Annotated in this window: 27 protein-coding genes; 23 read left to right on the forward strand and 4 right to left on the reverse strand. The window is 64.6% G+C overall.

Annotated elements, in window-relative coordinates; genetic code table 11:
- Positions 1-27 precede the first annotated feature (27 nt).
- The 16 genes from rho to H535_RS0100815 all read left to right on the forward strand — a co-directional run bounded on the left by rho (position 28) and on the right by H535_RS0100815 (position 14,757).
- The gene (rho, locus tag H535_RS0100740) at positions 28-2,304 is read left to right on the forward strand and encodes a transcription termination factor Rho (protein WP_026818018.1); all 2,277 of its coding nucleotides are present in this window, start codon (positions 28-30) and stop codon (positions 2,302-2,304) included.
- A 120-nt stretch (positions 2,305-2,424) separates the two neighbouring features.
- Entirely contained in the window at positions 2,425-3,507 is a 1,083-nt protein-coding gene (prfA, locus tag H535_RS0100745; RefSeq protein WP_026818019.1) for a peptide chain release factor 1, read from the forward strand.
- A 2-nt stretch (positions 3,508-3,509) separates the two neighbouring features.
- Entirely contained in the window at positions 3,510-4,379 is an 870-nt protein-coding gene (gene prmC, locus H535_RS0100750) for a peptide chain release factor N(5)-glutamine methyltransferase (RefSeq protein WP_245580098.1), read from the forward strand.
- A gap of 52 nt (positions 4,380-4,431) precedes the next feature.
- On the forward strand, positions 4,432-5,115 hold the full coding sequence (locus H535_RS22700) for an L-threonylcarbamoyladenylate synthase (RefSeq protein ID WP_051298277.1): 684 nt from the start codon (positions 4,432-4,434) through the stop codon (positions 5,113-5,115).
- Complete coding sequence (locus H535_RS0100760) at positions 5,115-6,230, forward strand: MraY family glycosyltransferase (protein WP_026818021.1); 1,116 nt, start codon at positions 5,115-5,117, stop codon at positions 6,228-6,230. The genes H535_RS22700 and H535_RS0100760 overlap by 1 nt, the downstream gene beginning before the upstream one ends.
- A 152-nt stretch (positions 6,231-6,382) precedes the next feature.
- On the forward strand, positions 6,383-6,871 hold the full coding sequence (locus tag H535_RS0100765) for a hypothetical protein (protein WP_026818022.1): 489 nt from the start codon (positions 6,383-6,385) through the stop codon (positions 6,869-6,871).
- Positions 6,868-7,170 carry an AtpZ/AtpI family protein gene (locus H535_RS22705; RefSeq protein ID WP_035767902.1) on the forward strand — a complete coding sequence of 101 codons (303 nt, stop codon included), beginning with the start codon at positions 6,868-6,870 and terminating at the stop codon, positions 7,168-7,170. Before H535_RS0100765 ends, H535_RS22705 begins: the two co-directional genes overlap by 4 nt.
- A gap of 85 nt (positions 7,171-7,255) precedes the next feature.
- Entirely contained in the window at positions 7,256-8,059 is an 804-nt protein-coding gene (atpB, locus tag H535_RS0100775; protein ID WP_026818023.1) for a F0F1 ATP synthase subunit A, read from the forward strand.
- Between the two features lie 69 nt (positions 8,060-8,128).
- A complete protein-coding gene (gene atpE, locus H535_RS0100780; protein WP_026818024.1) occupies positions 8,129-8,338 on the forward strand; it encodes an ATP synthase F0 subunit C in 210 nt (69 codons plus the stop codon).
- A gap of 49 nt (positions 8,339-8,387) precedes the next feature.
- Positions 8,388-8,942: a F0F1 ATP synthase subunit B gene (locus tag H535_RS0100785; RefSeq protein WP_026818025.1), complete on the forward strand. Its 555-nt coding sequence runs from the start codon at positions 8,388-8,390 to the stop codon at positions 8,940-8,942.
- Positions 8,942-9,760 (forward strand): F0F1 ATP synthase subunit delta, encoded by an 819-nt coding sequence (locus tag H535_RS0100790; RefSeq protein WP_026818026.1) that lies wholly within the window; start codon positions 8,942-8,944, stop codon positions 9,758-9,760. The genes H535_RS0100785 and H535_RS0100790 overlap by 1 nt, the downstream gene beginning before the upstream one ends.
- A 125-nt stretch (positions 9,761-9,885) precedes the next feature.
- The gene (gene atpA / locus H535_RS0100795; protein ID WP_026818027.1) at positions 9,886-11,523 is read left to right on the forward strand and encodes a F0F1 ATP synthase subunit alpha; all 1,638 of its coding nucleotides are present in this window, start codon (positions 9,886-9,888) and stop codon (positions 11,521-11,523) included.
- Positions 11,524-11,586: 63 nt separating this feature from the next.
- Positions 11,587-12,477, forward strand: coding sequence for a F0F1 ATP synthase subunit gamma (locus tag H535_RS0100800; protein ID WP_026818028.1), 891 nt, complete (start codon positions 11,587-11,589; stop codon positions 12,475-12,477).
- Positions 12,478-12,546: 69 nt separating this feature from the next.
- Entirely contained in the window at positions 12,547-14,019 is a 1,473-nt protein-coding gene (atpD, locus tag H535_RS0100805) for a F0F1 ATP synthase subunit beta (protein WP_026818029.1), read from the forward strand.
- 2 nt (positions 14,020-14,021) lie between these two features.
- A complete protein-coding gene (locus H535_RS0100810; protein ID WP_026818030.1) occupies positions 14,022-14,315 on the forward strand; it encodes a F0F1 ATP synthase subunit epsilon in 294 nt (97 codons plus the stop codon).
- A 10-nt stretch (positions 14,316-14,325) separates the two neighbouring features.
- Entirely contained in the window at positions 14,326-14,757 is a 432-nt protein-coding gene (locus H535_RS0100815; protein ID WP_026818031.1) for a DUF2550 domain-containing protein, read from the forward strand.
- A gap of 138 nt (positions 14,758-14,895) precedes the next feature.
- Here the strand turns inward: H535_RS0100815 and H535_RS0100820 are convergent, their stop codons facing one another.
- From H535_RS0100820 to nucS, 3 genes are all read right to left on the reverse strand, one after another.
- Entirely contained in the window at positions 14,896-15,099 is a 204-nt protein-coding gene (locus H535_RS0100820; RefSeq protein ID WP_026818032.1) for a cold-shock protein, read from the reverse strand.
- Positions 15,100-15,347: 248 nt separating this feature from the next.
- Positions 15,348-16,682: an N-acetylglucosamine-6-phosphate deacetylase gene (locus H535_RS0100825; protein ID WP_026818033.1), complete on the reverse strand. Its 1,335-nt coding sequence runs from the start codon at positions 16,680-16,682 to the stop codon at positions 15,348-15,350.
- A gap of 42 nt (positions 16,683-16,724) precedes the next feature.
- A complete protein-coding gene (nucS, locus tag H535_RS0100830; protein ID WP_026818034.1) occupies positions 16,725-17,420 on the reverse strand; it encodes an endonuclease NucS in 696 nt (231 codons plus the stop codon).
- A gap of 94 nt (positions 17,421-17,514) precedes the next feature.
- On the opposite strand from nucS, the gene H535_RS0100835 reads away from it, so the two are divergent.
- Positions 17,515-17,844: a hypothetical protein gene (locus H535_RS0100835; protein ID WP_026818035.1), complete on the forward strand. Its 330-nt coding sequence runs from the start codon at positions 17,515-17,517 to the stop codon at positions 17,842-17,844.
- 102 nt (positions 17,845-17,946) lie between these two features.
- Positions 17,947-18,678 carry an alpha/beta hydrolase family protein gene (locus tag H535_RS0100840; protein WP_051298279.1) on the forward strand — a complete coding sequence of 244 codons (732 nt, stop codon included), beginning with the start codon at positions 17,947-17,949 and terminating at the stop codon, positions 18,676-18,678.
- Between the two features lie 62 nt (positions 18,679-18,740).
- Here H535_RS0100840 and H535_RS29785 read toward each other — a convergent pair whose 3' ends face one another.
- Positions 18,741-20,288, reverse strand: coding sequence for an AI-2E family transporter (locus H535_RS29785; protein ID WP_245580099.1), 1,548 nt, complete (start codon positions 20,286-20,288; stop codon positions 18,741-18,743).
- Positions 20,289-20,517: 229 nt separating this feature from the next.
- Between H535_RS29785 and H535_RS0100850 the strand changes: the two genes are divergently transcribed.
- From H535_RS0100850 to H535_RS0100870, 5 genes are all read left to right on the forward strand, one after another.
- Positions 20,518-22,233 carry a DUF8094 domain-containing protein gene (locus H535_RS0100850; protein WP_026818038.1) on the forward strand — a complete coding sequence of 572 codons (1,716 nt, stop codon included), beginning with the start codon at positions 20,518-20,520 and terminating at the stop codon, positions 22,231-22,233.
- A gap of 63 nt (positions 22,234-22,296) precedes the next feature.
- Positions 22,297-23,295 (forward strand): tetratricopeptide repeat protein, encoded by a 999-nt coding sequence (locus tag H535_RS0100855; RefSeq protein ID WP_026818039.1) that lies wholly within the window; start codon positions 22,297-22,299, stop codon positions 23,293-23,295.
- 21 nt (positions 23,296-23,316) lie between these two features.
- Complete coding sequence (locus H535_RS29525) at positions 23,317-23,778, forward strand: hypothetical protein (protein WP_211236494.1); 462 nt, start codon at positions 23,317-23,319, stop codon at positions 23,776-23,778.
- The gene (locus H535_RS0100865) at positions 23,775-24,878 is read left to right on the forward strand and encodes an NADH:flavin oxidoreductase/NADH oxidase (protein WP_026818040.1); all 1,104 of its coding nucleotides are present in this window, start codon (positions 23,775-23,777) and stop codon (positions 24,876-24,878) included. The genes H535_RS29525 and H535_RS0100865 overlap by 4 nt, the downstream gene beginning before the upstream one ends.
- Before the next feature lie 211 nt (positions 24,879-25,089).
- Positions 25,090-25,419, forward strand: coding sequence for a PadR family transcriptional regulator (locus tag H535_RS0100870; protein ID WP_026818041.1), 330 nt, complete (start codon positions 25,090-25,092; stop codon positions 25,417-25,419).
- The last annotated feature ends 2 nt before the right edge of the window (positions 25,420-25,421 follow it).

Consider the following 25,421-nt stretch of genomic DNA (forward strand, 5'->3'; position numbering starts at 1 on the left):
CGCCCATCGAGGGGGAAGGAATCCTTCGTGACAGAAACCACTGACCTGACTGCAGGTGTGGACAAAGACCCAGCCGCCGCTGATGGCAACAAGAGCAATGGTTTATCCGGGCTGAAGCTTGCGCAGCTGCAGGCACTAGCCGGCCAGCTCGGCATCACCGGCGGATCCAGGATGCGCAAGAGCGACCTGGTGGCGGCAATTTCCAACCATCAGCGCGGGGGTGCGGTCGCAGACCGCGAGGCCGGCGCGAAGAACCAGGACGACGGTAAGCAGGAGGCCGGTAAGCAGGAGGCCGGTAAGCAAGAGGCCGGTAAACAACGCGGCGGCAAGCAGGGTGCCCGTAGTGCCGGTGCTGAAGACACCACCGGCAGCAACGGTGCCCAGGCTTCATCCGACCAGGCCGCTGGCAGCCAGGCCCCTGGCAGCCAGGGCGAAGGCTCCGGCAACGCTGCGGCAGAATCCGCCGCCTCCGACGGCAAAAAGGATGACGGCGGCAAGCCTTCGCGGTCCCGCAATCGCAACCGCAGGGCAGTCAGCGACGGAAACGTCGACCAGACGGCCCAGGAGCAGCCGGCCACCGCATCCGATGATGAGGCCTCTTCCGACGGAAAGAAGGACGACGGCGGCAAGAAGGACGACGGCGGCAATCGCCGCGGCCGGTCTCGCGGCTCGGACAACCGTGGGGACAACCGCGGCTCGGACAACCGTGGGGACAACCGGGAGGGCGGCGATACCAGCGGAGCCGGCCAGCCCCAGGACGGCGCCAAGCCTGCAGCCGACGGCGACCAGGCACAGGAGCAGAAGCGCTCCAGCGACTCGGCAGAACGCGATAACCGCAATAACCGGGGCGGCCGCACCGACGACCGTGAGTCGGATAACCGCGACGGTGGCGACACCCGGGACAACCGCGGCGGCGGCGATAACCGAGACGGTGGCGACACCCGGGACAACCGCAATAACCGGGATAAGAACCGCAACCGGAACCGTAACGACAATGACGACAACGACGGTGGCAACCGGAACCGCAACCGCCGCAACCGGAACCGCAATGACCGCTTCCGTGACCGCAATGACCGAAACGACCGCAACGACCGCCGCGGCCGCCGCAATCAGGGTCCGGCGGTCGACGAAACCGAAATCACCGAGGACGATGTCCTGGTGCCGGTTGCCGGCATTCTGGACGTGCTGGAGAACTACGCATTCGTGCGCACCAGCGGTTACTTGCCCGGCCCCCACGACGTCTACGTCTCGCTGGCCCAGGTCAAGAAGTACAGCCTGCGCAAGGGCGATGCCGTCACCGGCTCCATCCGCGCTCCGCGGGACAACGAAAACCAGGGCGGCAACAGCCGGCAGAAGTTCAATGCACTGGTGAAGCTCGATACGGTCAACGGGCAGGAAGCCGAAGCGCAGAAGACGCGCATCGACTTCTCCAAACTTACCCCGCTGTACCCGACGGAACGGTTGCGCCTGGAAACCGAGCCCACCAAGATCGGCCCCCGGGTCATCGATCTGGTCTCGCCCATCGGCAAGGGCCAGCGTGGACTGATCGTGTCCCCGCCCAAGGCGGGCAAGACCCTGATTCTGCAGGCCATCGCCAACGCGATCACCATCAATAATCCCGAGGTCCACCTGATGATGGTCCTCGTCGATGAGCGGCCCGAAGAAGTCACCGACATGCAGCGCACGGTGAAGGGCGAGGTTGTCGCCTCCACCTTCGACCGCCCGGCAGACGACCACACCACCGTGGCGGAGCTGTCCATCGAACGCGCCAAGCGGCTGGTGGAAATGGGCATGGACGTGGTCGTGCTGCTCGACTCGATGACCCGTTTGGGGCGCGCGTACAACCTGTCCGCTCCGGCATCGGGCCGCATCCTCTCCGGCGGTGTTGATTCCGCCGCGCTGTACCCGCCGAAGCGATTCTTCGGCGCGGCACGCAACATCGAGAACGGCGGTTCGCTCACCATCCTGGCCACCGCCTTGGTGGAGACCGGGTCGAAGATGGACGAAGTTATCTTCGAGGAGTTCAAGGGCACCGGCAACATGGAACTGCGTCTGTCCCGCACTCTGGCGGACAAGCGCATCTTCCCGGCCGTGGACGTCAATGCTTCCAGCACCCGCCGCGAGGAGGCTTTGCTCTCGCCGGATGAAATCAAGATCATGTGGAAGCTGCGCCGGGTGCTGTCCGGGCTGGAGCTCCAGCAAGGTCTTGAACTGCTGACCAACAAGATCAAGGACACGCAGTCCAACGTCGAGTTCCTGATGCAGGTCCAAAAGACCACGCTGGGATCCAAGAACGACAATTAGCGACTGACCCTCATCTCCGGTGGCGGCCGGTGCTGTCATGAGACAATCATGCAGCGCTGGCGGCCGCCGGAGATTTGTCGGTTAACTGATCTTGTCCAGCAGAAGAATGAGGAAAAGAAGATGTTTGAGTCAGTCCAGACCCTGCTTACCGAACACGCCGACCTGCAGGTTCAGATGTCCGACCCGGCAGTGCACGCGGACCAGGCGAAGGCAAAAAAGCTGGGGCGACGGTACTCCGAGCTGAACGGCATTGTCGAGGCTTACCATCGGTGGCACCGGCTGGAAGAGGATCTGGCGGCGGCGCGGGAAATGGCCGGCGAAGACCCCGAGTTCGCCGCCGAGGTCCCCGTGTTGGAGGCGCAGCTGACTCAAGCGCAGGAACGGTTGCGCCGACTGCTGATTCCGCGCGATCCCGACGACGGCCGCGACATCATCATCGAAATCAAGGCCGGCGAGGGCGGTGACGAATCCGCGTTGTTCGCCGGGGACCTGCTGCGGATGTACAGCCGGTACGGTGAGCAGCGCGGCTGGAAGAGCGAAATCATCTCCTCCACCGAATCCGATCTGGGCGGCTTCAAGGATGTGCAGATGGCCATCAAGGGATCGTCCAATGACCCGGCCGAAGGTGTCTACGCCCGGTTGAAGTTCGAGGGCGGAGTCCACCGGGTGCAGCGGGTGCCGGTGACTGAATCCCAGGGCCGGATCCACACCTCGGCCGCCGGCGTGCTGGTGCTGCCTGAAGTGGACGAACCCGAAGAGGTCGAAATCAGCCAGAACGACCTGAAGATCGACGTCTACCGTTCGTCCGGACCGGGTGGCCAGTCAGTGAACACCACCGATTCGGCGGTGCGAATCACCCACCTTCCCACCGGCATCGTGGTGGCCATGCAGAACGAAAAGTCCCAGTTGCAGAACCGTGAAGCCGGCATGCGGGTGCTGCGGGCACGGATCCGCGCCGCGCAGCAGGAAGAGCTGGACGCGGCCAATGACGCCGTCCGCAAGTCGCAGGTGCGCACGATGGACCGGTCGGAGCGGATCCGCACGTACAACTTCCCGGAAAACCGGATCGCCGATCACCGCACCGGCTATAAGGCCTACAACCTGGACCATGTGATGGGCGGGGAACTCGAGCCGGTGGTCCAATCGGTCATCGAAATGGACGAGCAGGAGCGGCTCAGCACTCTGGGCGAGGACGCGTCCTGACGGTGAACGGGTCCTTGACCCACCAGTCCCTGTCCGACGCACTGGCCTCGGGCGCCCGGCGGCTGGCCGCCGCTGCCGTGCCATCGCCGGCGGTGGACGCGGAATTGCTGGCCGCCCATCTGCTGCAGGTGCCCCGCGGCCGGGTGCGCGCGCTGGCACTGGCCGACGCGCCGGCGCCGCCCGGATTCGACGACTTGATTGACGAGCGTGCCCGCCGCATTCCGCTGCAGCACCTCACCGGCACGGCACACTTCCGCTATGTGGAGCTCGCCGTGGGCCCCGGCGTTTTCGTCCCGCGTCCGGAGACGGAGACGGTGGCGCAGTTGGTGATCGACCGCGGCCGTGAGCTGGAGGCCCAGGGGACCGAAGCTCCACGAATCGTGGATCTGGGCACCGGCTCCGGGGCGATCGCCGCCGCCGTGGCGCAGGAGGTGCCGGCGGCCGAGGTCTTCGCCGTCGAGCTCAGCCCGCTGGCCTATGGCTGGGCGGAACAGAATCTGGCCGCGTGGCCGGTGACGCTGCTGGCCGGGGATATGGCAGAGGCGCTGGCGGCCGACAACGGCACCTTCGACGTCGTCGTCTCCAATCCCCCGTACATTCCGGCCGATTCGATGCCGCAGGAGCCTGAAGTATCAGAGCATGACCCGGCCATTGCGCTGTACGGCGGGGGAGCGGACGGTATGGCGATGCCGGCTACGGCAGTCGCAGCGGCCGCACGGCTGCTGAAGCCCGGTGGCTGGTTCGTGATGGAACACGCTGAGGTGCAGGCTGCCGCCGTCGTTCGGCTTTTGCAGGGCGGGCAGTGGACCGTCGTGACTACCCATCAGGATCTGACCGGGCGGGATCGGGCGACCAGTGCCGTGCTGCAGTGACCAGCAAGCACAGATGCACGATTCCGCAATCGATAGATGAAAGAATGTTGCCGTGACCACCAGCTACAACTGCGCCGTGGACGCCGAGCGGAGCGAGGGTCTGGCCGATGCTCAGCGCGCCATTGGCCATCAGCAATGCATCGTGCTTCCCACGGATACCGTCTACGGCATCGCCGCGGATGCCTTCTCCTCCCAGGCGGTCGCCACCCTGCTGGCCGCCAAAGGACGGAGCCGGGACATGCCGCCGCCGGTGCTGATCCCAAGGGCCGGGACCATGGACGGGCTGGCGAGCGACATTCCCTCCGGCGCCCGTCAGCTGGCCGAAGCGTTCTGGCCCGGCGCCCTGACCCTGATCTTCCACGCACAGCCATCGCTGAGCTGGGACCTGGGCGAAACCAAGGGAACTGTGGCGCTGCGGATGCCCGACGACGCGCTGGCCATTGACCTGTTGGCTCAGACCGGCCCGCTGGCCGTCTCTTCGGCCAACCGGAGCGGGCAGCGGGCCGCGCAAACCGCGGCCGAAGCCCGGGCTCAATTGGCCGAGTCGGTTCAGGTGTATCTCGACGACGGCCCCCGTCCCGCCGGCCCGGCGGCCGACGGCGTGCCATCCACCATCATCGACGCCACCGGTGAGAGGCTGACCGTCGTGAGGCCCGGCGCATTGTCGATCGAGGAATTGCGTGCGGTGGTGCCTGAAATCGATGCTCCCGACGATCCGGCGGTGACAGACGGCTAATGAGGAATTACCTGCTGTTGATGATGATCGCCGGCGCCGTCGCTTATCTGTGCACACCGATGGCACGCAGCCTGGCCCAGCGGCTGAGGGTGTTCACTCCCATTCGTACGCGTGACATCCACAGCCAACCGGTGCCCCGGCTCGGCGGCATTGCCATGTTTATCGCCATCGCCCTGGCTCTGATGGTGGCCACGCAAATGACCTTCCTGCGCGGGATCTTCGAGGGCTCCGGCGCCATCTGGGGCATCCTGCTGGGCGCGACAATTGTCACGTTTGTGGGCGTGGTCGACGACGTGTGGGACCTGCATTGGACCCTCAAGCTGGGCGGCCAGATACTGGCCGCGGCAACGGTGGCATGGTTGGGCGTGCGTATCGTGATGCTGCCGGTGGGCGGACTGGTGATCGACTCGGTGTTCCTGCAGTACATCGTGACCATTTTCCTGATCGTGCTGACCATGAACGCAATCAACTTCGTCGACGGGCTGGACGGGCTGGCCGCCGGGGTGGCGGTGATCGGCGGGGGAGCGTTCTTCCTCTGCACGTACTGGGTCACCCGCTTCGCATTCCCCACGGACTACTCCAACATGGCCACTTTGATCATGGCGGTGATGATCGGTGCCTGCGTGGGGTTCCTGCCTCACAATTTCTTTCCCGCGAAGATTTTCATGGGCGATTCAGGATCCATGCTGATCGGGCTGCTGCTCTCCTCATCCGCGATAGCGGCCACGACGCAGATCGGCGGCGATATGTTCAACCGGGCCAATGGCCTGCCCACCTTCATGCCGATTCTGCTGCCGCTGGCGGTGATGCTGCTGCCGTTGCTGGACCTGACGCTGGCCGTGCTGCGCCGCACCGCCCGGCTGCGTTCGCCCTTCAGCGCCGATCGTGGACACCTGCACCACAAGCTGATTGATGCCGGATACAGCCACCCCAAGGCCGTGTTGATGATGTATCTGTGGTCCAGTGTGGTCGCCTTCGGCGTGGTTGCCTTCGCCTTCTTCCCCTGGCGCTGGGTGCTGGCGGTGGACAGTGTCGCCGTCGTCGTTGCTCTTGCCTTGACGCTGCACCCCTGGGTTGCCCGGCCCGGAGAGGACGAGCCGCTGGAGCGGCATTGAGGATCCAACGCCGGCCTGCGCCCCGCCACCTCCGGCTGCGATCGCACCCGATTCCGCCGCCGCCGGGACGATTCTGTCCGCTCTTCTATCTCATGTAGAATTTGTGTGCGGCGACCACGCTGTACAGCCGCTCACCCACGACGAGGATATCTGTGACTGCATCCAGTGCCGGCGCCCCGGCCGGCCGCGGAACCGGGCCGGGAGGAACCACTCCTGCCTCGGGCGAGACGCCGTCCCCGTGGATGAAAATCCTGGGAACGTGCTCGGCCATGAGCGGCGCGGCGTTGGTCCTGGCCGCGGTGGCAGCATGGCTGCTGACCGGTCCGGCCGCCTCCGGCAGCGCCCTGTTCGGCGGCGTTCTGGTGATCGCTTTCTTCGGGGTCAGCCTGCTGCTCGGGCACTTCGTGGGCCGGAAGAATCCGTCCGGTGCCCTGGGAGTGTTCGTGGTCACTTATGTCATCAAGGTGGTGGGTTTTGCGGTGGCGCTGTTCGCCGTCGGCCAGCCGGCCTGGCTGGCCGGGGCCTGGTTCTTCGGGGCCGCCGTCGGAACTGTGCTGGTCTGGCAAGTTGCCGAGATCGTCGCTTTCTCGCGCACCCGATACCTGCTGTACGGTTCGGACTCGGAAGGTGTGCCGCGATGATGGCAGAGCCGAACCATCGACGACGCCGGTCTTCGGCGGACGAATCCGACCTCAGCAATCAAGGACCCTATAACGCCGGACTCGCCGTCTTCAGCTACATCGTTGGGGGGATCATTGTCTGGACTTTGATAGGGTGGGGTCTGGACAATCTGTTGGGAACCAGCTGGATCGTTCTGGCCGGTGCAATTCTTGGCGCCGCCGGAGGTTTCTATTTGGCGTATGCCCACGGTCTCACCCGCCACACGGCCACGCATGGTGACAGCCGGTCTTCTGATCGGACTGAGAGGCCACACCAGTGAAGTCGAACAACTTAACATGTCGGTGCGCTGGATCTGTGCCCGGTAATGAACTGCCCAATGATGGACACTGCAGAGAGGAAACGCGTTGATCGCGCTTGCGCTCCCCGCCACAACACAGGACGAGGGCGGATTTTCTCCCCCGACAATCGCGGATATGCACCTGCCTCCGCTGTTCTCCATTGGAAGTTTCGATTTCTCCAAGCACACCGCGCTGGTGCTGCTGTCCGTGGTGATCATTGCCGGGTTCTTCATGTACGCCGCACGCAAGGGCAGCCTGGTGCCGTCCAAGATGCAGTTCCTGGGTGAGTTCGGCTACGGCTTCGTGCGCAATTCCATCGGCAAGGACATCATCGGCGGCCGGGACTTCATGAAGTATGTTCCGCTGCTGTTCGCGATTTTCTTCTTCGTGCTGGTGAACAACATCTACGGGGCCATCCCGATCCTCCAGCTGCCGACGTTTTCGCACGTTGGCGGTGCCTACTTCATTGCCGCCATGGTCTGGGTCATCTGGATCGCACTCGGCTTCAAGAAGCACGGCATCCGCTACCTCAAACTGGCCACCGTTCCTTCGGGCGTGCCGTGGTACCTGCTGCCGCTGATTATCCCGATCGAAATCATCTCCAACTTCCTGGTCCGCCCGATTACTCACAGTCTTCGTTTGTTCGCCACTATGCTGTCCGGACACTTGATCGTGATGGTCGCGGGCTCGGGTATCGAGTTCCTGGTCATGCAGGAGAACATCCTGCTGCAGGGCACGTCCCTGCTGGTACTGGCCGGGGCCATTGCAATGTACTTCCTGGAGGCGCTGATCATGGTGCTGCAGGCGTACATCTTCGTACTGTTGACCGCAATTTACATCGAAGGCGCACTCCACGCCGACGCCCACTAGAAAAGACTTCCCCGCCGGGGATGATCCCAAACAACCTGCCGCACCCTGCGGCATCTTGAAAGGAACATAATGGAAGGCTCTATCAATCTCGTCGGTTACGGTCTCTCGGCCATCGGTGGTGGTATCGGTGTTGGTCTCGTCTTCGCCGCATACATCAACGGTGTCGCCCGTCAGCCGGAAGCGCAGCGCGTGCTGCAGCCGATTGCATTCCTTGGCCTGGCACTGACCGAGGCGCTGGCCATTCTCGGCCTGGTGTTCGCATTCGTCCTGCCTGTCTAACCAGCGCCTGACTCAAGCAGCAGACGGAAAGTAATAGGACGGGTGAAATATGAATGAGGCGATGATTCTCGCCGCCGAGGGTGGGACAAACCCGATTATTCCCAATGGTTGGGAAATTCTGGTTGTCGCCATCTCCTTTGCGATCCTCATGTACATCGTCGTCAAGAAGGTCGTTCCGGCGTTCGAGAAGATTTACGCAGAACGCACGGAAGCCATCGAAGGCGGCATTGCCAAGGCGGAAGAAGCCCAGGCTGAAGCGACTGCTGCCTTGGAGGAATACAAGCAGCAGCTCACTGACGCACGCACCGAAGCCAACCGGATCCGCGAGGAAGCCCGCAGCGAAGGCGCCCGGATTCTTGCCGACCTGAAGGACAAGGCGGCGAACGAATCGGCCCGTATCACTGAGCAGGCCCACGCACAGATTGAGGCCGAGCGTGCCTCTGCTGTCGCGTCGCTGCGCTCGGAGGTAGGCAGCCTGGCCACGGAACTGGCCGGCCGCATCGTCGGGGAGTCCCTCAACGACGACGAGCGCTCGGCGCGTGTGGTGGACCGGTTCCTGGCGGACCTTGAGTCGGAGAACGAGAACGCGGGAGCCGCGAAGTAATGGCAGGCGTATCGAGTGAATCGCTGGCCGCAGCCCGGGAGCGGCTGGCCGCTGTGCTGCCGGACGCCACGCTGGGCCTGGCTGAAGAATTGTTCGGCGTGCTCGACACGTTGGACGGCTCAGCCGGCCTGCGCCGGTCCATCACTGATCCTTCCCGTCCGGGCAAGGATAAAGAGGCGCTGGCCCGCAAGCTGTTTGGCGGCAAGGTCTCTGCTGACGCTGAATCCATCATGGCCGCGCTGGCTTCCTCCCGCTGGTCACGGGCCCGGGACATCGGGGACGCTGTCGAAACGCTGGCCGCAACGGTGGTTGCCGCCGTGGCCGAACGGGCATCAGGCGGCGGACTTGACGGCCTGGAACGGCTCGAGAACGACCTGTTTGCGTTTAACCAGGTGGTTGGCGCAAGCCACGAGGTGCAGCGGGCCTTCGACGATCCGCAGGCAGGTGACGAGGCGAAATCCACCCTGGCGTTGAAGCTCGTCCCTCAAGCGGGTGAACCGGCCCGGGCGCTGATCCGGCAGGCTGTGTCCAACCCCCGGGGGCTGAAGCCGACGGCGCTGGTCGAACGCTTTGTGGAATTGGTGGCCGAGCGGCAACAACGGTGGATTGCCTATGTCACGACCAGCCGTCCGCTCAGCGGGCAGCAGCTTGACCGGCTGCAGACCGGACTGGACCGCCTCTACGGACGCCGACTGAAACTCACCGTCGACGTTGACCCGCAGCTGGTCGGCGGTGTACGTGTGAAAGTTGGTGACGAGGTCATGGACGCCTCAGTCACTACCCGGCTTGGCGAACTGCGTCGGCAAATGGCCGGCTGATAACTGAGAACTTGAAGGACGAGGCAGCGGGGACCGGCCAACGACCGGAACCGCCCGAGGCCGGTAAACCCAGGTCACCGCAATAGATCCGTGGTGATCACGAAACAGGAGAGCAGGGACTGCAGATGGCCGATTTGACCATCAATGCCGATGACGTCCGCGACGCATTGAATGAGTTCGCGGCGTCCTACGAGCCCGGCACCGCCGAGCGCGTAGAGGTCGGCCGTGTGACAACAGCCAGTGACGGTATTGCCAAGGTCGAGGGACTGCCCTCGGTCATGGCTAACGAGTTGCTGCGATTTGAAGACGGGACGTTGGGGCTGGCCCAGAACCTCGACGTCCGCGAGATCGGTGTAATCGTCCTCGGCGGCTACACCGGCATCGAAGAAGGCCAGGAGGTGCACCGCACCGGCGAGATTCTCTCCGTTCCGGTCGGCGACGAATTCCTTGGTCGCGTCGTTGATCCGCTGGGCGATCCCATCGACGGCCGTGGCGAGGTCAAGTCCGAAACATCCCGTGCCCTCGAGGTGCAGGCGCCCAGCGTGACCCAGCGCCAGGAGGTCAACGAGCCGCTGCAGACCGGCCTGAAGGCCATCGATGCGATGATCCCGATCGGTCGTGGACAGCGCCAGCTGATCATTGGCGACCGTAAGACCGGCAAGACCGCTATCGGCGTCGACACCATCCTGAACCAGAAGGACAATTGGGAGTCCGGCGACGTCAGTAAGCAGGTCCGCTGCATTTACGTCGCGGTCGGACAGAAGGCATCCACGATTGCCGAGGTGCGCCAGACCCTTGAGGACCACGGCGCCATGGATTACACCACCATCGTCGCCTCACCGGCCTCCGACCCCGCCGGGTTCAAGTACTTGGCTCCGTACGCCGGATCGGCGATCGGGCAGCATTGGATGTACCAGGGCAAGCACGTGCTGGTGATCTTCGACGATCTGTCCAAGCAGGCCGAGGCCTACCGTGCCGTGTCGCTGCTGTTGCGTCGTCCGCCGGGACGTGAAGCCTACCCGGGCGATGTGTTCTACCTGCATTCCCGACTGCTGGAGCGTTGCGCCAAGCTGTCCGACGACTTGGGAGGCGGTTCGATGACCGGCCTGCCGATCATCGAAACCAAGGCGAACGACGTCGGCGCGTTCATTCCGACCAACGTCATCTCCATTACCGACGGGCAGATCTTCCTGCAGTCCGACTTGTTCAACGCGAACCAGCGTCCGGCCGTGGATGTGGGTATTTCGGTGTCCCGTGTCGGTGGGTCCGCGCAGGTCAAGGCGATGAAGAAGGTCGCTGGTACCTTGAAGCTCGACCTGGCTCAGTACCGCGACATGCAGGCCTTCGCCATGTTCGCTTCGGACCTGGATCCGGCCTCGCGCCAGCAGCTCACCCGCGGCGAACGGCTGATGGAACTGCTCAAGCAGGGCCAGTACAGTCCCTACCCGGTGGAGGACCAGATCATCTCCATGTGGGCCGGCAGCAACGGACACTTGGACGACGTACCGGTCGAAGACATCCGGCGCTTCGAATCAGAGTTCCTGGATCACCTGAAGCACTCCAGTTCGCTGCTGACCACCATCCGTGAGACGGGCAAGCTTGACGATGACACGCTCGCCGCGATGACCGAGGCAGTGCAGGAATTCAAGAAGGGCTTCTTCGGCCAGGGCGACAGCCATCTGGTGTCGGCGGGCCACGAGGAGCACGAGCCGCTGGAAGAAGACGCAGTGGATCAGGAAAAGATCGTCAAGCAGAAGCGCTAGTACTTCCTTCCCCCTTGCCGGAACGGTCCGGGAGGGGGAGGGGCAGTATGTGAAAGGAAAAGTATGGGAGCCCAGCTTCGGGTCTACCGCCAGAAGATCAATTCGACCAAGTCGATGCGGAAGCTCTTCAAGGCGATGGAACTGATCGCTGCTTCGCGCATCACGAAGGCTCGTTCGCGCGTCGCTGCCTCACTGCCGTACGCCAACGCCATCACCCGCGCGGTGTCGGCTGTTGCTTCGCAGACAGAGATCGACCACCCCCTGACCACGGAACCGGATCAAGTGCGCCGGGCCGCCGTCGTCCTCCTCAGCTCAGATCGCGGACAGGCCGGAGCCTACTCCACCAACGTGATCAAGCAGGCCGAGCAGCTCAATGAGCTGCTGCACAGCGAGGGCAAGGACATTAAGACGTACCTGGTGGGGAACAAATCCCAGCTGTACTACCAGTTCCGGGATCGTCCCTTTGAGCGGTCCTGGCTGGGGAATACTGACGCACCTGTCTTCGAGACCGCCCAGGAAATTGCGCAGACGTTGCTGCAGGACTTCAGCACCGAATACGAGGAAGGGGGAGTGGACGAGATCCATATCGTCTACACCCGCTTTCAGTCGATGGTGACTCAGGTCCCGACGGTCGTCCGCCTGTTGCCGCTGGAGGTGGTGGAGGAAGAGGTCACCGCGAGTTCGGAGACGCTGCCGCTCTACGACTTCGAACCGGAGACCGAACAGGTCCTCGATGCTTTGCTTCCCCGGTACATCGAATCGCGCATCTTCGCTGCGATGCTGCAGGCAGCGGCCAGCGAACTGGCTTCTCGGCAGAAGGCGATGAAGGCTGCCACCGACAATGCCGACGACTTGGTGGATAAGTACACGCGCTTGTCCAATACCGCCCGGCAGGCGGAAATCACCCAGGAACTGTCGGAGATTGTTGCCGGGGCCGATTCGCTCGGCGCCTAGCGGCACCTGTCCACCTGGCCACTAAATCCAATAAACTAACCCCACGCATTCAATAGTGAAGTGAGAGAGATGACTGCCACAGCAAACGAAGCGTCAGCGAGCACGGAGGGCAATGCCCCGGCCGCCGGTGCCACGGGCCGCATTGCACGTGTCATTGGTCCGGTTGTTGACGTCGAGTTCCCGGCTGACGCCATCCCCGGGATCTACAACGCCCTCACCGCGGAGATCACCCTGAGCGGCGAGACCACCCTGGCCACGTTCGAGACATCGCAGCACCTCGGCGACAACCTGGTGCGGGCCATCGCCCTGCAGGCCACCGACGGTCTCGTCCGCGGTGCTCCGGTGCATGACACCGGCGCCGCGATTTCGGTGCCCGTCGGCGACGTGGTCAAGGGACACATCTTCAACGTCCTGGGCAACTCGCTGGACGTGGAGACCTCCTCGTTGGAGATCACCGAGCGCTGGCCAATCCACCGGGACCCGCCGCCCTTCGATCAGCTCGAGGGTTCCACGGCGATGCTGGAAACCGGCATTAAGAGCATCGACTTGCTCACTCCGTACATTCAGGGCGGCAAGATCGGCCTCTTCGGCGGCGCCGGTGTGGGCAAGACCGTGCTGATCCAGGAAATGATCACCCGTGTGGCACGCAACTTCGGCGGTACCTCGGTGTTCGCCGGTGTCGGTGAGCGCACTCGTGAGGGCAACGACCTCTGGGTGGAGATGGGAGAATCCGGTGTGCTGAAGGACACCGCCCTCGTCTTCGGCCAGATGGACGAGCCACCGGGAACCCGTCTGCGAGTGGCGCTGTCCGCGCTGACCATGGCGGAATACTTCCGCGATGTGCAGAACCAGGACGTGCTGCTGTTCATCGACAACATCTTCCGCTTTACCCAGGCGGGCCAGGAAGTTTCAACCCTGCTGGGGCGCATGCCCTCCGCGGTGGGCTACCAGCCGAACCTGGCGGACGAGATGGGGTTGCTGCAGGAGCGCATTACCTCCACCCGTGGCCACTCCATTACCTCCATGCAGGCCGTGTACGTTCCTGCGGACGACTACACCGACCCCGCCCCGGCGGCGACGTTCGCCCACTTGGACGCCACCACCGAGCTGTCGCGTGAAATTGCCTCCCGCGGTTTGTACCCGGCGATTGACCCGCTCACCTCCACCTCCCGCATTCTGGACCCGCAGTACATCGGCCAGGAGCACTACGACACGGCGGTGCGGGTCAAGCAGATTCTGCAGAAGAACAAGGAGCTGCAGGACATCATCGCGATCCTCGGCGTCGACGAGTTGTCCGAAGAGGACAAGATCGCTGTCTCCCGGGCACGTCGCATCCAGCAGTTCCTGTCCCAGAACACCTACACCGCCATCCAGTTCACCGGCGTCGAAGGTTCGACTGTTCCCATCAAGGAGACCGTCGAAAGCTTCAAGATGATCTGTGACGGCGAGGTCGACCACATCGCCGAGCAGGCCTTCTTCAACACCGGCGGCATGGAAGACGTGGAGCGTGCCTGGGCCAAGATCCAGGAACAGACCAAGTAGCCATGGCAAACGGAGCAGAGCTCGAAGTCGAGATAGTCGCCGCGGACCACTTCGTGTGGTCCGGGGCGGCGACCATGGTCAAGGGCCGTACCACCGACGGCGAGATCGGCATCCTGCCGGGTCACTCGCCGGTGCTGGCCGTACTGGCCGAAGGCGAGCTGGCTATTGAGCCGGTCAGCGGGTCCCGGATCAGCGTGCAGGTTGACGGGGGATTCTTCTCAGTGGACAGCAACCGCGTGGTGATCGTCGCCGACAACGCGCAGGTGGAAGAGTCCGCTACATCAGGAACCAACTAACCGGACCTTGATGGACGAGGCGGGGATTGCGTTTATCACGCTGGCGGTCGTATTCGCGCTGCTGGCGTTTGCGCTCTTTGCCCTCGGCCTGCGCCGCTACCAACTGCGGCGCGCCCTCGGTACCTTCGATGCCTCCATGCGCCAGCGCTCTGCCCGCTGGCGCATGGGGGTTTGTCGTTATACAGACAGACATCTTGAATGGCTCAGGCTCTTCTCGCTGAGCCCCCGCCCCCGCCGCCGGTTTGTGCGCAGTTCGCTGGTGATGCAGGGATGGCGGAACCCCACCGAGTCAGAGCGGGTTAAGATTCAGCCCGGGGCCATCATTGTGATGCTGACCTATCGTGGCGAAGAACTGCTGCTGGCCATGAATCACGAGGCCTACACCGGTCTGTGCTCCTGGCTGGAGGCCGGACCGGTGATTGGTATCGGGACCTGGCGTTGAGCGCCGGCGTGAGATCCCGTCGTCGTCAACGGCGCCCTATACCCGCCCTGGACGCAGAAAAGTCCCCCGCCTCCAATGGAGGAGAGGGACTTTTCCTGTATCACACCGGCCGGAACCGGTTACGCGCCTCTGAGAAGACTAGACGATGGTGACACCGGTGGCCTGGGGGCCCTTGGCGCCCTGACCGATCTCGAAGCTTACGCGCTGGTTCTCGTCCAGCGTCTTGAAGCCACCAACCTGAATTTCGGAATAGTGGACGAAAACATCGCCTTCGGAATCATCCGGAGTGATGAAACCAAATCCCTTTTCGGCATTGAACCATTTGACGGTTCCCTGAGCCATTTATTTCTCCTCTTAATGGAACTTTACTAATCCCGATACACCTCGTACCGGGGTGTTACTTCGCGGGAAGTTCCATCCGGATCCGCCGATGGCGGTTCCTTAGGGGAGCTTCACGCTCGCAACTGCGTCTTGCGAGCATGAAAAATACACGTACACAAAGACTGCGTTAAGCATGGCACGGCCTCCGGTTCAGGTCAACGGCACCGGGGATACAAAAGGTTAATGTCGCGTGAAATTCTCACGGTGCTTTAGCCGGGGGTGTTGGATGGGAGCTGCTTGAGCCACTGACCATTGCGCAGCACGTGCTGCAATTGCCAGCTGTCCGAGACGATTAAGGCATCGGCCCGGTAGCCCGCTTGCAGCCGTCCGACGTCGTTACCGCAGCCGATCACACCGGCCGGAACTTCGGTGGCGGCGGTGACCGCATCGGGGAGGGGGACACCCGCCTCCACAGTGCGCTGCAGCACCTGAAGCAGCGTGGCGGTTCCGCCGGCAATTGAACCGCCGGCCAGGGTGGCCACCCCGTCGCTGACCGTGATTTCGGAGGGGCCGAGCCAATACTGCCCGTCGCTCAAGCCTGCTGCCGCCATGGAATCGGACACCAGCGCGACGTTGGCTGCCCCTGCCAACTCGAAGACGCTCAACACCGTCTGCGGCGCAAGGTGAATGTTGTCGGCAATGAGTTCGACGACGGCGCGGCCTGCCTTGGCGGCCCGCAGGCAGACCGGAACCGGGCCGGGCAAGCGGTGATGGGCGGGCGGCATGCCGTTGAACAAGTGGGTGGCCGTGGGACGGCGGACCGGGCCGGAACCTGCGGCCGGTGCCTCCATGTGCCCGGCCAGTGCAGCCTCGGCTGACTCCAGGGCGGAAGCTGCCGTGTCGGCGTCGCAGTCGGTATGGCCCAGGGACGGCACGACGCCGGACGAAGCCAGTGCGGCAACCAAGTCATTCGCCCCGGGCAATTCGGGTGCGTAGGTCATGGTGCTGATAGTCCCGCCGGCGGCATCGAGCAGCCGGGCGGTGAACTCCAGGTCGGGGTCCGTTAGCCAGCGTGGATTCTGTGCGCCGCAGCGGCTGTGGGAGAGGAACGGACCCTCCAGGTGAATACCTGCCAGCAGACCCTCGGCGGCCAGTCGCCTCAACGTCCTGACACCATGCAGCAGGTCCGGATGGGACGCGGTCACCATGCTGGCCAGCAGCGAGGTGGTGCCGCTTCGGTGCAGGAAATCGATGGCGCCACGGGCTTGCTCTTCGTCACCGGAAGGGAAATCGCCACCATGGGCCCCATGGCAATGCATATCCACCAGCCCGGGCAGGATCATCGACCCGGGAGGCAGTGAGACACTGTGGACGAACTCCGAGGCCGGGGCGAAGGCATTGTCCCGGACGGCGCCGCCATCGGGCAGGCCGCCCGCGCCGCCGTCGGGCACACCATTAGCGCCGCGGCTTTCAAAGAAGTCGGCCGCGGGCCCGCAGTAGACAATCCGTCCCCGGCGGAAGGCAAGCAGGCCGTCATCGATCACTGTGCCGTTGGTGACGATGCGGCCGGTGATGTATTGGGCGTCGTCGGGCTGTTCGCTCATGGGCCGATTCTATGCACAACCGGTGGTCGAGCTTGCGAGACCCTAGAACAGCCTGGATTCGCTGTCGTCCACCCCGCGCATGGCGTCATAGTCGAGGGTGAGGCAGCTGATGCCCCGGTCTTCGGCCAGTACCTTTGCCTGTGGTTTGATCTGCTGGGCCGCGAACACGCCGCGCACGGGCGCCATCAGCGGGTCGCGGTTGAGCAGCTCCAGATAGCGGGTCAGCTGTTCCACGCCGTCGATATCGCCACGGCGTTTGAGCTCGATCGCGACAGTGGCGCCGTCGGCATCGCGGGCCAGGATATCGACCGGGCCGATGGCGGTCATGTACTCCCGGCGCACCAAGGTGTAACCCGCGCCTAGGGTGTCGATCTGCTCGGCCAGCAGCCGCTGCAGGTCGGATTCCACGCCGTCCTTGACCAGGCCGGGATCCACGCCGAGCTCATGCTCCGAGTCGTGCAGCTGCTCGTGGATGTTGATCACCAGATGGTCATCGCTCTTGGAACTCTGCACCGTCCAGACTTGCTGCACGCCAACTCCGGCGGCATCTTCCTCTGGCTCGGCCACACGGATCGTAGCCGGTGCACTCATCCAGTTCAGGGGCTTATACGAGCCGCCGTCGGAATGCACCAGCACGGAACCGTCCGCCTTAACCAGCAGCAATCGTGTGGCCAGGGGCAGATGGGCACGCAGCCGGCCGACGTAATCAACAGAGCATTGGGCAATCACTAATCGCACATGGAGCACTCTACCGCCGCCGGGCATGACAGCGCGCACCGGCGTCGTCATGTTCCGGGACGCTGTCACTGATGCCGGCTGGCACAATGGAACCATGCCCCGTTCCAACCGTCCCCGTCGTCCGCCAAAGGGCCGGCGGAACAAGCACCAGCAGGAGCCGGCAGAAATCGATCTGGAACGGGCTCGTTCCGGTTTTGCCCGTCGGGAGAATGCACCCGACGGCGCCTGGATGATCCGTCCCATCCGGCCATCCAACGCCGTGAAGGAATACGTCTGTCCGGGATGCGGGCAACTGATCCAGCCGGGCACCGCTCATCTGGTGGTCTGGCAGGAGGACTCGCTGCTGGGCAAGGAGGCGGCGGTGATCGACCGCAGGCACTGGCACAGCCGCTGCTGGAAGTCCCGCACCTACCGCTACCGGTGAGCCTGCCGCCGGCGCCGGTCTGCCGCTGCGTTGCCGGCCGGTCCTGGGTGGCAGTGCAGGCCCCGGGTTTCGGCTCTGTCGTGATTGTGCTGGAATGTAGTCATGATCGACTTTGCCGGCAAGCCCTTCTTCGGTGATGTAGAGCCGGCGCGGCGTGATCGCCAGGACCTCCTTGAGGTGCACACCAGCCAGGAGGCCGACGGCGGACGAAAGCCTGCCGTCGTATTTGTGCACGGCGGCCCTGTACCCGAAGCGCAGCAGCCACGGCCCAGGGACTGGGAGGGCTTCATCGGCTACGGCGCGCTTGCCGCGGCGTCCGGCCTGGTCGGGGTCACATTCAACCACCGGCTCCACGACTTGGAGTCGTCCTACCCGGTCGCCGCGGACGACGTGGCGGAGGCCGTCGAGCAGACCCGGGCCCTCGACTCCGTTGACCCGGACCGGATTGGTCTCTGGTTCTTCTCCAGCGGCGGGGGACTGGCCGCGGACTGGCTCGTCAAGCGCCCGGACTGGCTATCCTGCATCGCCTGGACATATCCGTTACTCGTGCCTCCGCCCGACTGGCCGGGCGACCGTGCCCGCTTTGACACGCTTGCCGCGGCGTCCGAAGCTGCCACCCTGCCTAAACTTCTGCTCCGGGTCGGCGGCGAACATGAGTACTTCGCGCAGAACCAGGACGATCTGGTCGCCGCCGCCCGTGCACATGACAGCACGCTGGACGTCATCGAATTGCCGGAGGCGGAACACGGATTCGAGTACTCCGGCTATGACGAGCCATCGCGGGCAGCGGTGGACCGGGCCATGCGGTGGGTCGCGGGCACCTTGCTCGGCTGACCAGCGGAAACTCGAGGGGCGGTGGCGGCTGTCACTGGGTCTTGGCGCGGTTTCCTGTCGTCCTAGTGCCGGTCCTGGCGGGCGATGTACAACTCCTGCAGCAGCAACAGGATCGCTGCCGCCGTCGGAATAGCCATCAGCGCACCCAGCACTCCCAGCAGGCTGCCACCGGCGATGACGGCGATCACCGCGACGGCACCGGGAACCGCCACCGCTTTCTGCATGATCCTGGGCGAGATGAAGTACGCCTCGAACTGCAGGTAGGCGATGTAGAGCACCGCGAAAATCAATGTCGTTTGCCAGCCCACCGTCAGGGCGATCAATGAGACCAGAATGCCGGCGATCATGCCGCCGACCAGGGGCACAAAAGCCAGCAGCGCCACCATGAAGGCCAGCAGCAAGGCGAAGGGCACGTCGAGGATCGACATCAGGATGAACGCGTAGGTGGCATTGAGCACCGCGACGCAGGCCTGGCCGATGACATAATTGCCTACGCTGCGGGTGATGGCCTCCGAGAGCAGCTCCACCCGCTTGCGGCGGCTGCGCGGTGCCAGCCGGTACGCCCAGCGCTTCATGGTGGGCAGGGACGCCAGGAAGTAAAGGGTCAACACCAGCACGATCAACGTGCCAAACAGGCTATTGGCGATCACCTGGCCGACATTGACCACGCCGCCGAAGATGCCGCCGAGCGACTCCGAGTCCCGGAAGAAGTTCTGTACCTCGTCGACCACCCGTTCCCGGACATCGAACTGCTGGTCGATGGAGACGAAAAACGGTGAATTCAGGAAATCTTCCGCAAAACCGGGTGCCCGCCTGACCAGCTGGGTGGTTTGCTCCACGATAGTTGGAATCAGGGTGCTGATGAACGCAGCTGCGATCCCGCCGAGCATCAGCAGCGAGATCAGGATGCCGGCCGGGCGGGGGAACTGGCGCTTTTCCAGCCACCGCACCACCGGATCCAGGCCGAGGGCGATGAACAGGGCAGCGGCGATCCAGCCCAGCAGCTGGCCGACGTGGGTGACGATGTAATACATCAGCAGGGCGAACCCGACGCCGACGGTCCCCATGAAACCAAGGTAAATGGGGTTGCGGCTGGACAGCCGTGGCCCTGGCTCGCCAAAGCGGGGCCGGCCCGACTCGTCCCATTCCGGGTCGCCGTTCGGCCCGCCGCCGTTTATCCCCCCGCCATGGGCACCGCCGCCATTTGTCCCCCCACCATGGGGCCCGTCCGAGGGCGCCTCGGATCGGTCTTCGTCCGCAGCGGCGGACTCTTCCGGGCCGACGATAGACTCCGGTGGCCATTCAAACCTGCGCCGCGGTTTCGCGCCGGGCAGCGGCCGCCTGGCCCGGGCGACCAGGGCGGCCACCCGGGATTTTCGGGATCCAGCGGCCTGTTTCTGCGGCGCCGGCGTTTCGCCGGTCGGCGGCTGCGGCGCGGCAGCGGCTGCCGGGTCCGCCTCTCCCGGGGCGGGAGGCCCGGCGTCAGCGCCGGTGCCCGATGATGCCTGCTCGCCGGCGTTGCTTTCGGCAGAACCTGGCGCTCCGCTGCGCCTGCGGGGCCGCTCGTCGTCGCTGGTCACGGTGGATTCGTTGCCTTCGTTCGCCGTCAATTCCTTGTATTCAGCTGTACATTATCAGCCGCCCGCCTGCAGCAGCGGCTGCCATGCGCGCCCGACCGGTGGGAATTTTGCCTCCGCAAACCGTTATCATTGAGCTATTCTCCCGTACCGCCCCATGATGGAATCGCCTGCGCCGGGCTGCGCCGGGCTGCGCCGGTCGGGCGATGGTGCGGTGCCAGGACCGGGCAACGACGGCGGAATTGATGGATAGGTATTTTTAGTGCGTTTGAAGATTGCGGCCACACTGGTCATCCTTGGTCTGCTTGCCATGGGAGCCGGCGTCGGCCAGCGGACCTTCTGGGCACCCGAAGAAACGGTCACGGCCTCGGTGGCCGGCGACGTCGAGGACGCGCCGCTGACGGTGCTCGACCATAGCCTCAATGACGCCGATGGCGAAGTCCAGGTGACGGTCAAGGGCGAGGGCGAGTTGATGCTGGCCGTTGGCAGGGCCGACGACGTCGAAGCCTGGGTCGGCGACGCGGCGCACGTGGAGGTGGTGGAGCGGGAAGGTCGGCAGCTGGTGGCCGAGCGCGCCGATGGAGCAATGAATGTTCCTGATCCGCGCGGTTCGGATATGTGGCAGAGCGTCAAAACCGGCGAAGGCGAAATCAACTACACGTGGGCCGATCCGGCCCCGGGACAGTGGGCCATCCTGCTGGCCACCGACGGGACCAAGCCTGCCCCCACCACCGTGAGCGTGACGGTGCCGAATACGGCAGCAACACCGTGGGCCATCCCGCTGATCGTGATTGGAGCCTTGTTGACTGTACTGGGACTGGCCCTGCTGTTCGGCCCCACAAGGGGAAACCGGCGCGGGCGCTCAGTCGAACCGGCGCCGGGCACCCGTGCCGCACGTCGACAGAGCGAGAGGCGCGGTGGCCGTGCCAAGCTCGGTGCCATGCGGCGCTCGCTGCAGGCCGGAACAGCCGGTGTCCTGGCACTGCTGCTCGCAGGCGGAGTTTCCGGCGCTGCAGTGGCGACCGACGGTCCAACCGGGCCGGGCAGCGCCTCCGACAGCGGCGAAACTGCCGGTGCGCCGACGCGTCCAGGCGGGTACCCCGTGCTGCTGGAGGGCCAGCTGCAGCAGATTGTGGAATCGGTGGCCGGCACGGTCAAGGAGGCCGACGCCGGCAAGGACGCCCGACAACTGCGCCAGCGGGTGGCCGGTCCGGCGCTGGAACTGCGGGCCACCGCCTACAAGATCGGGGAGAAGAAATCAGCTGACGGAGCTCCGGCACCGATTTCGGGCGGGCCGATCATGGCCTCGGTCATCACCTCCAGCTTCGAATGGCCGCGCACGGTCGTGGCGGTCACCCAGAGCGAAGCCAGCGAGGTGCCCCAGGCCATGGTGCTCGTCCAGGATAAGCCGCGCCGGAACTACAAGCTCAGGTCCATCGTCGCGATGCTTCCGGGCACCACCTTCCCGCAGGTGTCCGACGATCCCTCGAACGTCAAGACGCTGCGGCCGGACCAAGCCGGCCCGCTGGTGACGTCGCCGGAGGCGGCACTGGACGGGTTGGCCGATGTGCTGACCGAAAAGAAGAGCAAATTCGCGTCACGACTGGCGAAGAACACCTTCGTTGAGCAGATCACCGCCTTCCAAAAGGAGCAGATCAAAGCCAACAAGAGTGCGGACATCACGTTCAGCCACACCGTGGTGGAGGACAACACCCGGGCGCTGCGGACAGCCGACGGCGGGGCGCTGGTGTTCGGCTACCTCTCCAACAGCATGGTCAGCAAGCCCGCCGAAGATGGCGGGACCGTCAAGCTGGATGAGAACTATGCAGCCCTGGCGGGAGGCGACAGCAGCTCGAAGGGAGTCAGCATAACCTTCGGCGAATCCATCATGCTCTACGTGCCCCCGGCCGGAAGCGACGAGCGGGTGCAGGTCATTGGCGCAGCGGAGAATCTGGTCGACGCGAAGCTGATGAAGTAAAGCGGCCTCTTTGGGCCGGCGAATTATTAAGCCCGAGACGATAGAAACAGATACGGTATTTGTATGACTACACCAAGTTCGAGTCCCGATGGCGCACCGTCGATGAACCTGCGCGGAGCAGTGGACCTGTCGGGACTGAAAAAGAACAACTCAACAGCCCCGACAGCGCCCTCAGCACCGGGCGGCCCGGGCGCGGGTGGCCCTGGCAGCGGCGCTGGCGGCGCTGTAAAACCGGGGTCGACGTCGGGAAACCGGTTCATCCTGAACGTCACCGAGGAGTCCTTCGGCCAGGTCGTTCAGCTTTCCCAGCAGGTTCCCGTGGTGGTGGACCTGGGGTCATCGCGCAGCGACGCCAGTGTGCAGCTCTCCGGCGTGCTTGAGAAGCTGGCCGTGGAATACAACGGTAAAATTCTGCTGGCCCACGTCGATGCCGACGCCAGCGCCCAGATTGCCCAGGCCTTCCAGGTCCAGTCGGTGCCCGCCGTCGTCGCCGTGCTGAAGGGCCAGCCGGTACCGCTGTTTGAGGGAGCGCAGCCCGAAGAGCAGATCCGCAGCTTCCTCGAGGAACTGCTCAAGGTCGCCGAAGCCAACGGCGTGACCGGAACCCTCGATGGCGAAGAAGGTGAGCAGGAAGAGGCCGAAAAGCCGCTGCCCCCGTTGCACCAGGAAGCCTACGACGCCATTGAGGCCGGCGATTACGCTGCCGCCAGCGCGGCATACCAGAAGGCACTGGCCGAACAGCCGGCCGATGCGGAAGCCAAGGCCGGGCTGGCGCAGGTCCAGCTGATGCAGCGGGTCCAGGACATGGACGGCAACAAGGTGCGGCAGGAAGCCGCCGACGCGCCGGACTCTGTGCCCGCCCAGCTGGCGGTGGCGGACCTGGATGTGGTCGGCGGCCATGTCGAAGACGCGTTCTCCCGGCTGGTGAAGCTGGTGGGACGGACCGCCGGCGATGAGCGTGAGACGGTCCGGGCGCGGATGGTGGAGCTGTTCGACGTCGTCGGCAATTCCGATCCGCGGGTCAGCAAGGCACGCTCCGCCTTGGCGCGGGCCCTCTTTTAGCCCGGATCACTGCCTCAGGCCATGAACGCCACCGATCCGGACAAGCGGAACGAGTCGCTGCGCAAGGCGGCTCATTACCGCGACGCGAGGGACGCCGTCGTCGACGGCACCTACGATCCGGACTGGTGGCTGAAGAGCCTCATCGAGCGGGAGAAGATCACCGGACTGGGGCCGGAAGCCTTATTGCTGAGGACCGAGGACGCACAGCTCGATGGGAAGCTCGCCGCCTGCCGGTCGGAACAGGAAGTGCGGAACATGCTCGCCGAGTTCAACCGCCGGGTGATCGAGGCCCGGCGACAACTGGAGGGCGGACCACCGGTGGTGACGCCGTTGCGTGACGTAGAGCAGGCCGTCGGCCGGTGGAGGGCCGGGTATCCCCGTGGCCGCGGCGGCAACGCCGACGACGACGACGGGCACCATCGCCGTCGGCGGACCGGCCGCTGGATCGCCCGGTTGAAACGCCGTGTGAAGGGCCGCCATTGACCACATCCGAACTCTTCTCACCCCTGACGTTGCGTGGTGTGGAATTGAGCCATCGGGGATGGGTCTCTCCGATGTGCCAGTACTCCGCCGACCCGGCCACCGCGCCCGGCGTGCCCAATGACTGGCACCTGGCGCACCTGGGATCGTTCGCCGTCGGCGGCGCGGCCCTGGTGATGACCGAGGCCACCGCGGTGAACCCTGTCGGGATGATCAGCCCGCGTGACACCGGACTGTACAACGACGAGCAGGTCGACGCCTGGCGCCGGATCACCCGTTTCATCCACACCCATGGCGCGGCCGGGGCGAAGGCCGGGGTGCAGCTGGCCCATGCCGGGCGGAAAGCCTCGGCCTATTGGCCCTTCTCCGGTCAGTCTGGCAGTGTGGCGGCCTCCGACGGCGGCTGGCAGACCGTGGGGCCGACGACGGCGGCGTTTGGCACCTTGGCGCCGCCGCAGGCGATGACCGCAAGCGATATTGCCGGCGTCGTCAGGGACTTCGCCGATGCCGCATCCCGGGCAGTGGAGGCCGGATTCGACACCATCGAGATCCACGCCGCCCATGGATACCTGCTGCACCAATTCCGTTCGCCGCTGGTCAACACCCGCACCGACGACTGGGGAGGCGACGAAGCCGGACGGGCCAGGCTGACCCTCGACGTCATCGACGCCGTCCGCTCCCGGGTGCCGGACGATTTTCCCGTACTGCTGCGGATCTCCGCATCCGACTGGGCCGACGGCGGGGTGGATATCGACGATTCCGTCCGGCTGGCCCGAAAAGTGAAGGAACGCGGTGTCGACCTGATCGACGTCTCCAGCGGGGGAGCGGTGGCCGACGCCCGCATGCGGATCGGGCCCGGGTACCAGACCGGCTTCGCCGCCCGGATCCGGGCAGAAGCCAAGATTCCGGTCGGTGCGGTCGGGCTCATCGGCTCCGCCGACCAGGCCGAACATATCATCGCCACCGGCCAGGCGGACGGGGTGCTCATCGCCCGCGCCGCGCTGCGCGACCCGCACTGGTGGCAGCGGGCCGCACACGCCCTCGACCAACCCGTTTCGTGGGCTCCGCAGTACGAACGGGCCGCCCCGCGCGGGAGCTTCTAAGCGTTCGCTTGCCCTTGGCGGGCACGGGGTAAAATCCGAGCCGCACCGCCGCAGGTCAGGATGGGGTGTGGCCGTAAGAACCCAAGGTAGGTCATACGGGACGGCGCGCGCACAGTGTCATGTATCCTCTTTCGCCCCTTGTCATTTCGCTACTACTCGGTGTTACTATGTACTGGTAATAAGCATTACTGAGTAGCAGGAGATCGTACTTGTGGGCAAACAAACGACGGAGATGCTCAAGGGAGTCCTCGAGGGCGTCGTCCTGGCGATCTTGTCCGGCAGTCCGGCGTATGGCTATGAGATCACTGGGTGGTTGCGGGAGTGGGGCTTCTCAGACATCGCCGAAGGCACCGTCTATGCCCTGCTGGTCAGGATTGAGCAGCGCGGCCTCGTCGACGTGGAGAAGGTGCCGTCCGAGAAGGGGCCTCCGCGCAAGGTGTTCACACTCAACGCCCAGGGACGGGAATACCTTGAAGAGTTTTGGAAGACCTGGAGCTTTCTCACAGAACGACTTGAACAGCTCCGCGAAGGAGGTAATTAGAC

The sequence above is a fragment of the Arthrobacter castelli DSM 16402 genome, from assembly GCF_000430705.1.
Lineage (GTDB): Bacteria > Actinomycetota > Actinomycetes > Actinomycetales > Micrococcaceae > Arthrobacter_C > Arthrobacter_C castelli.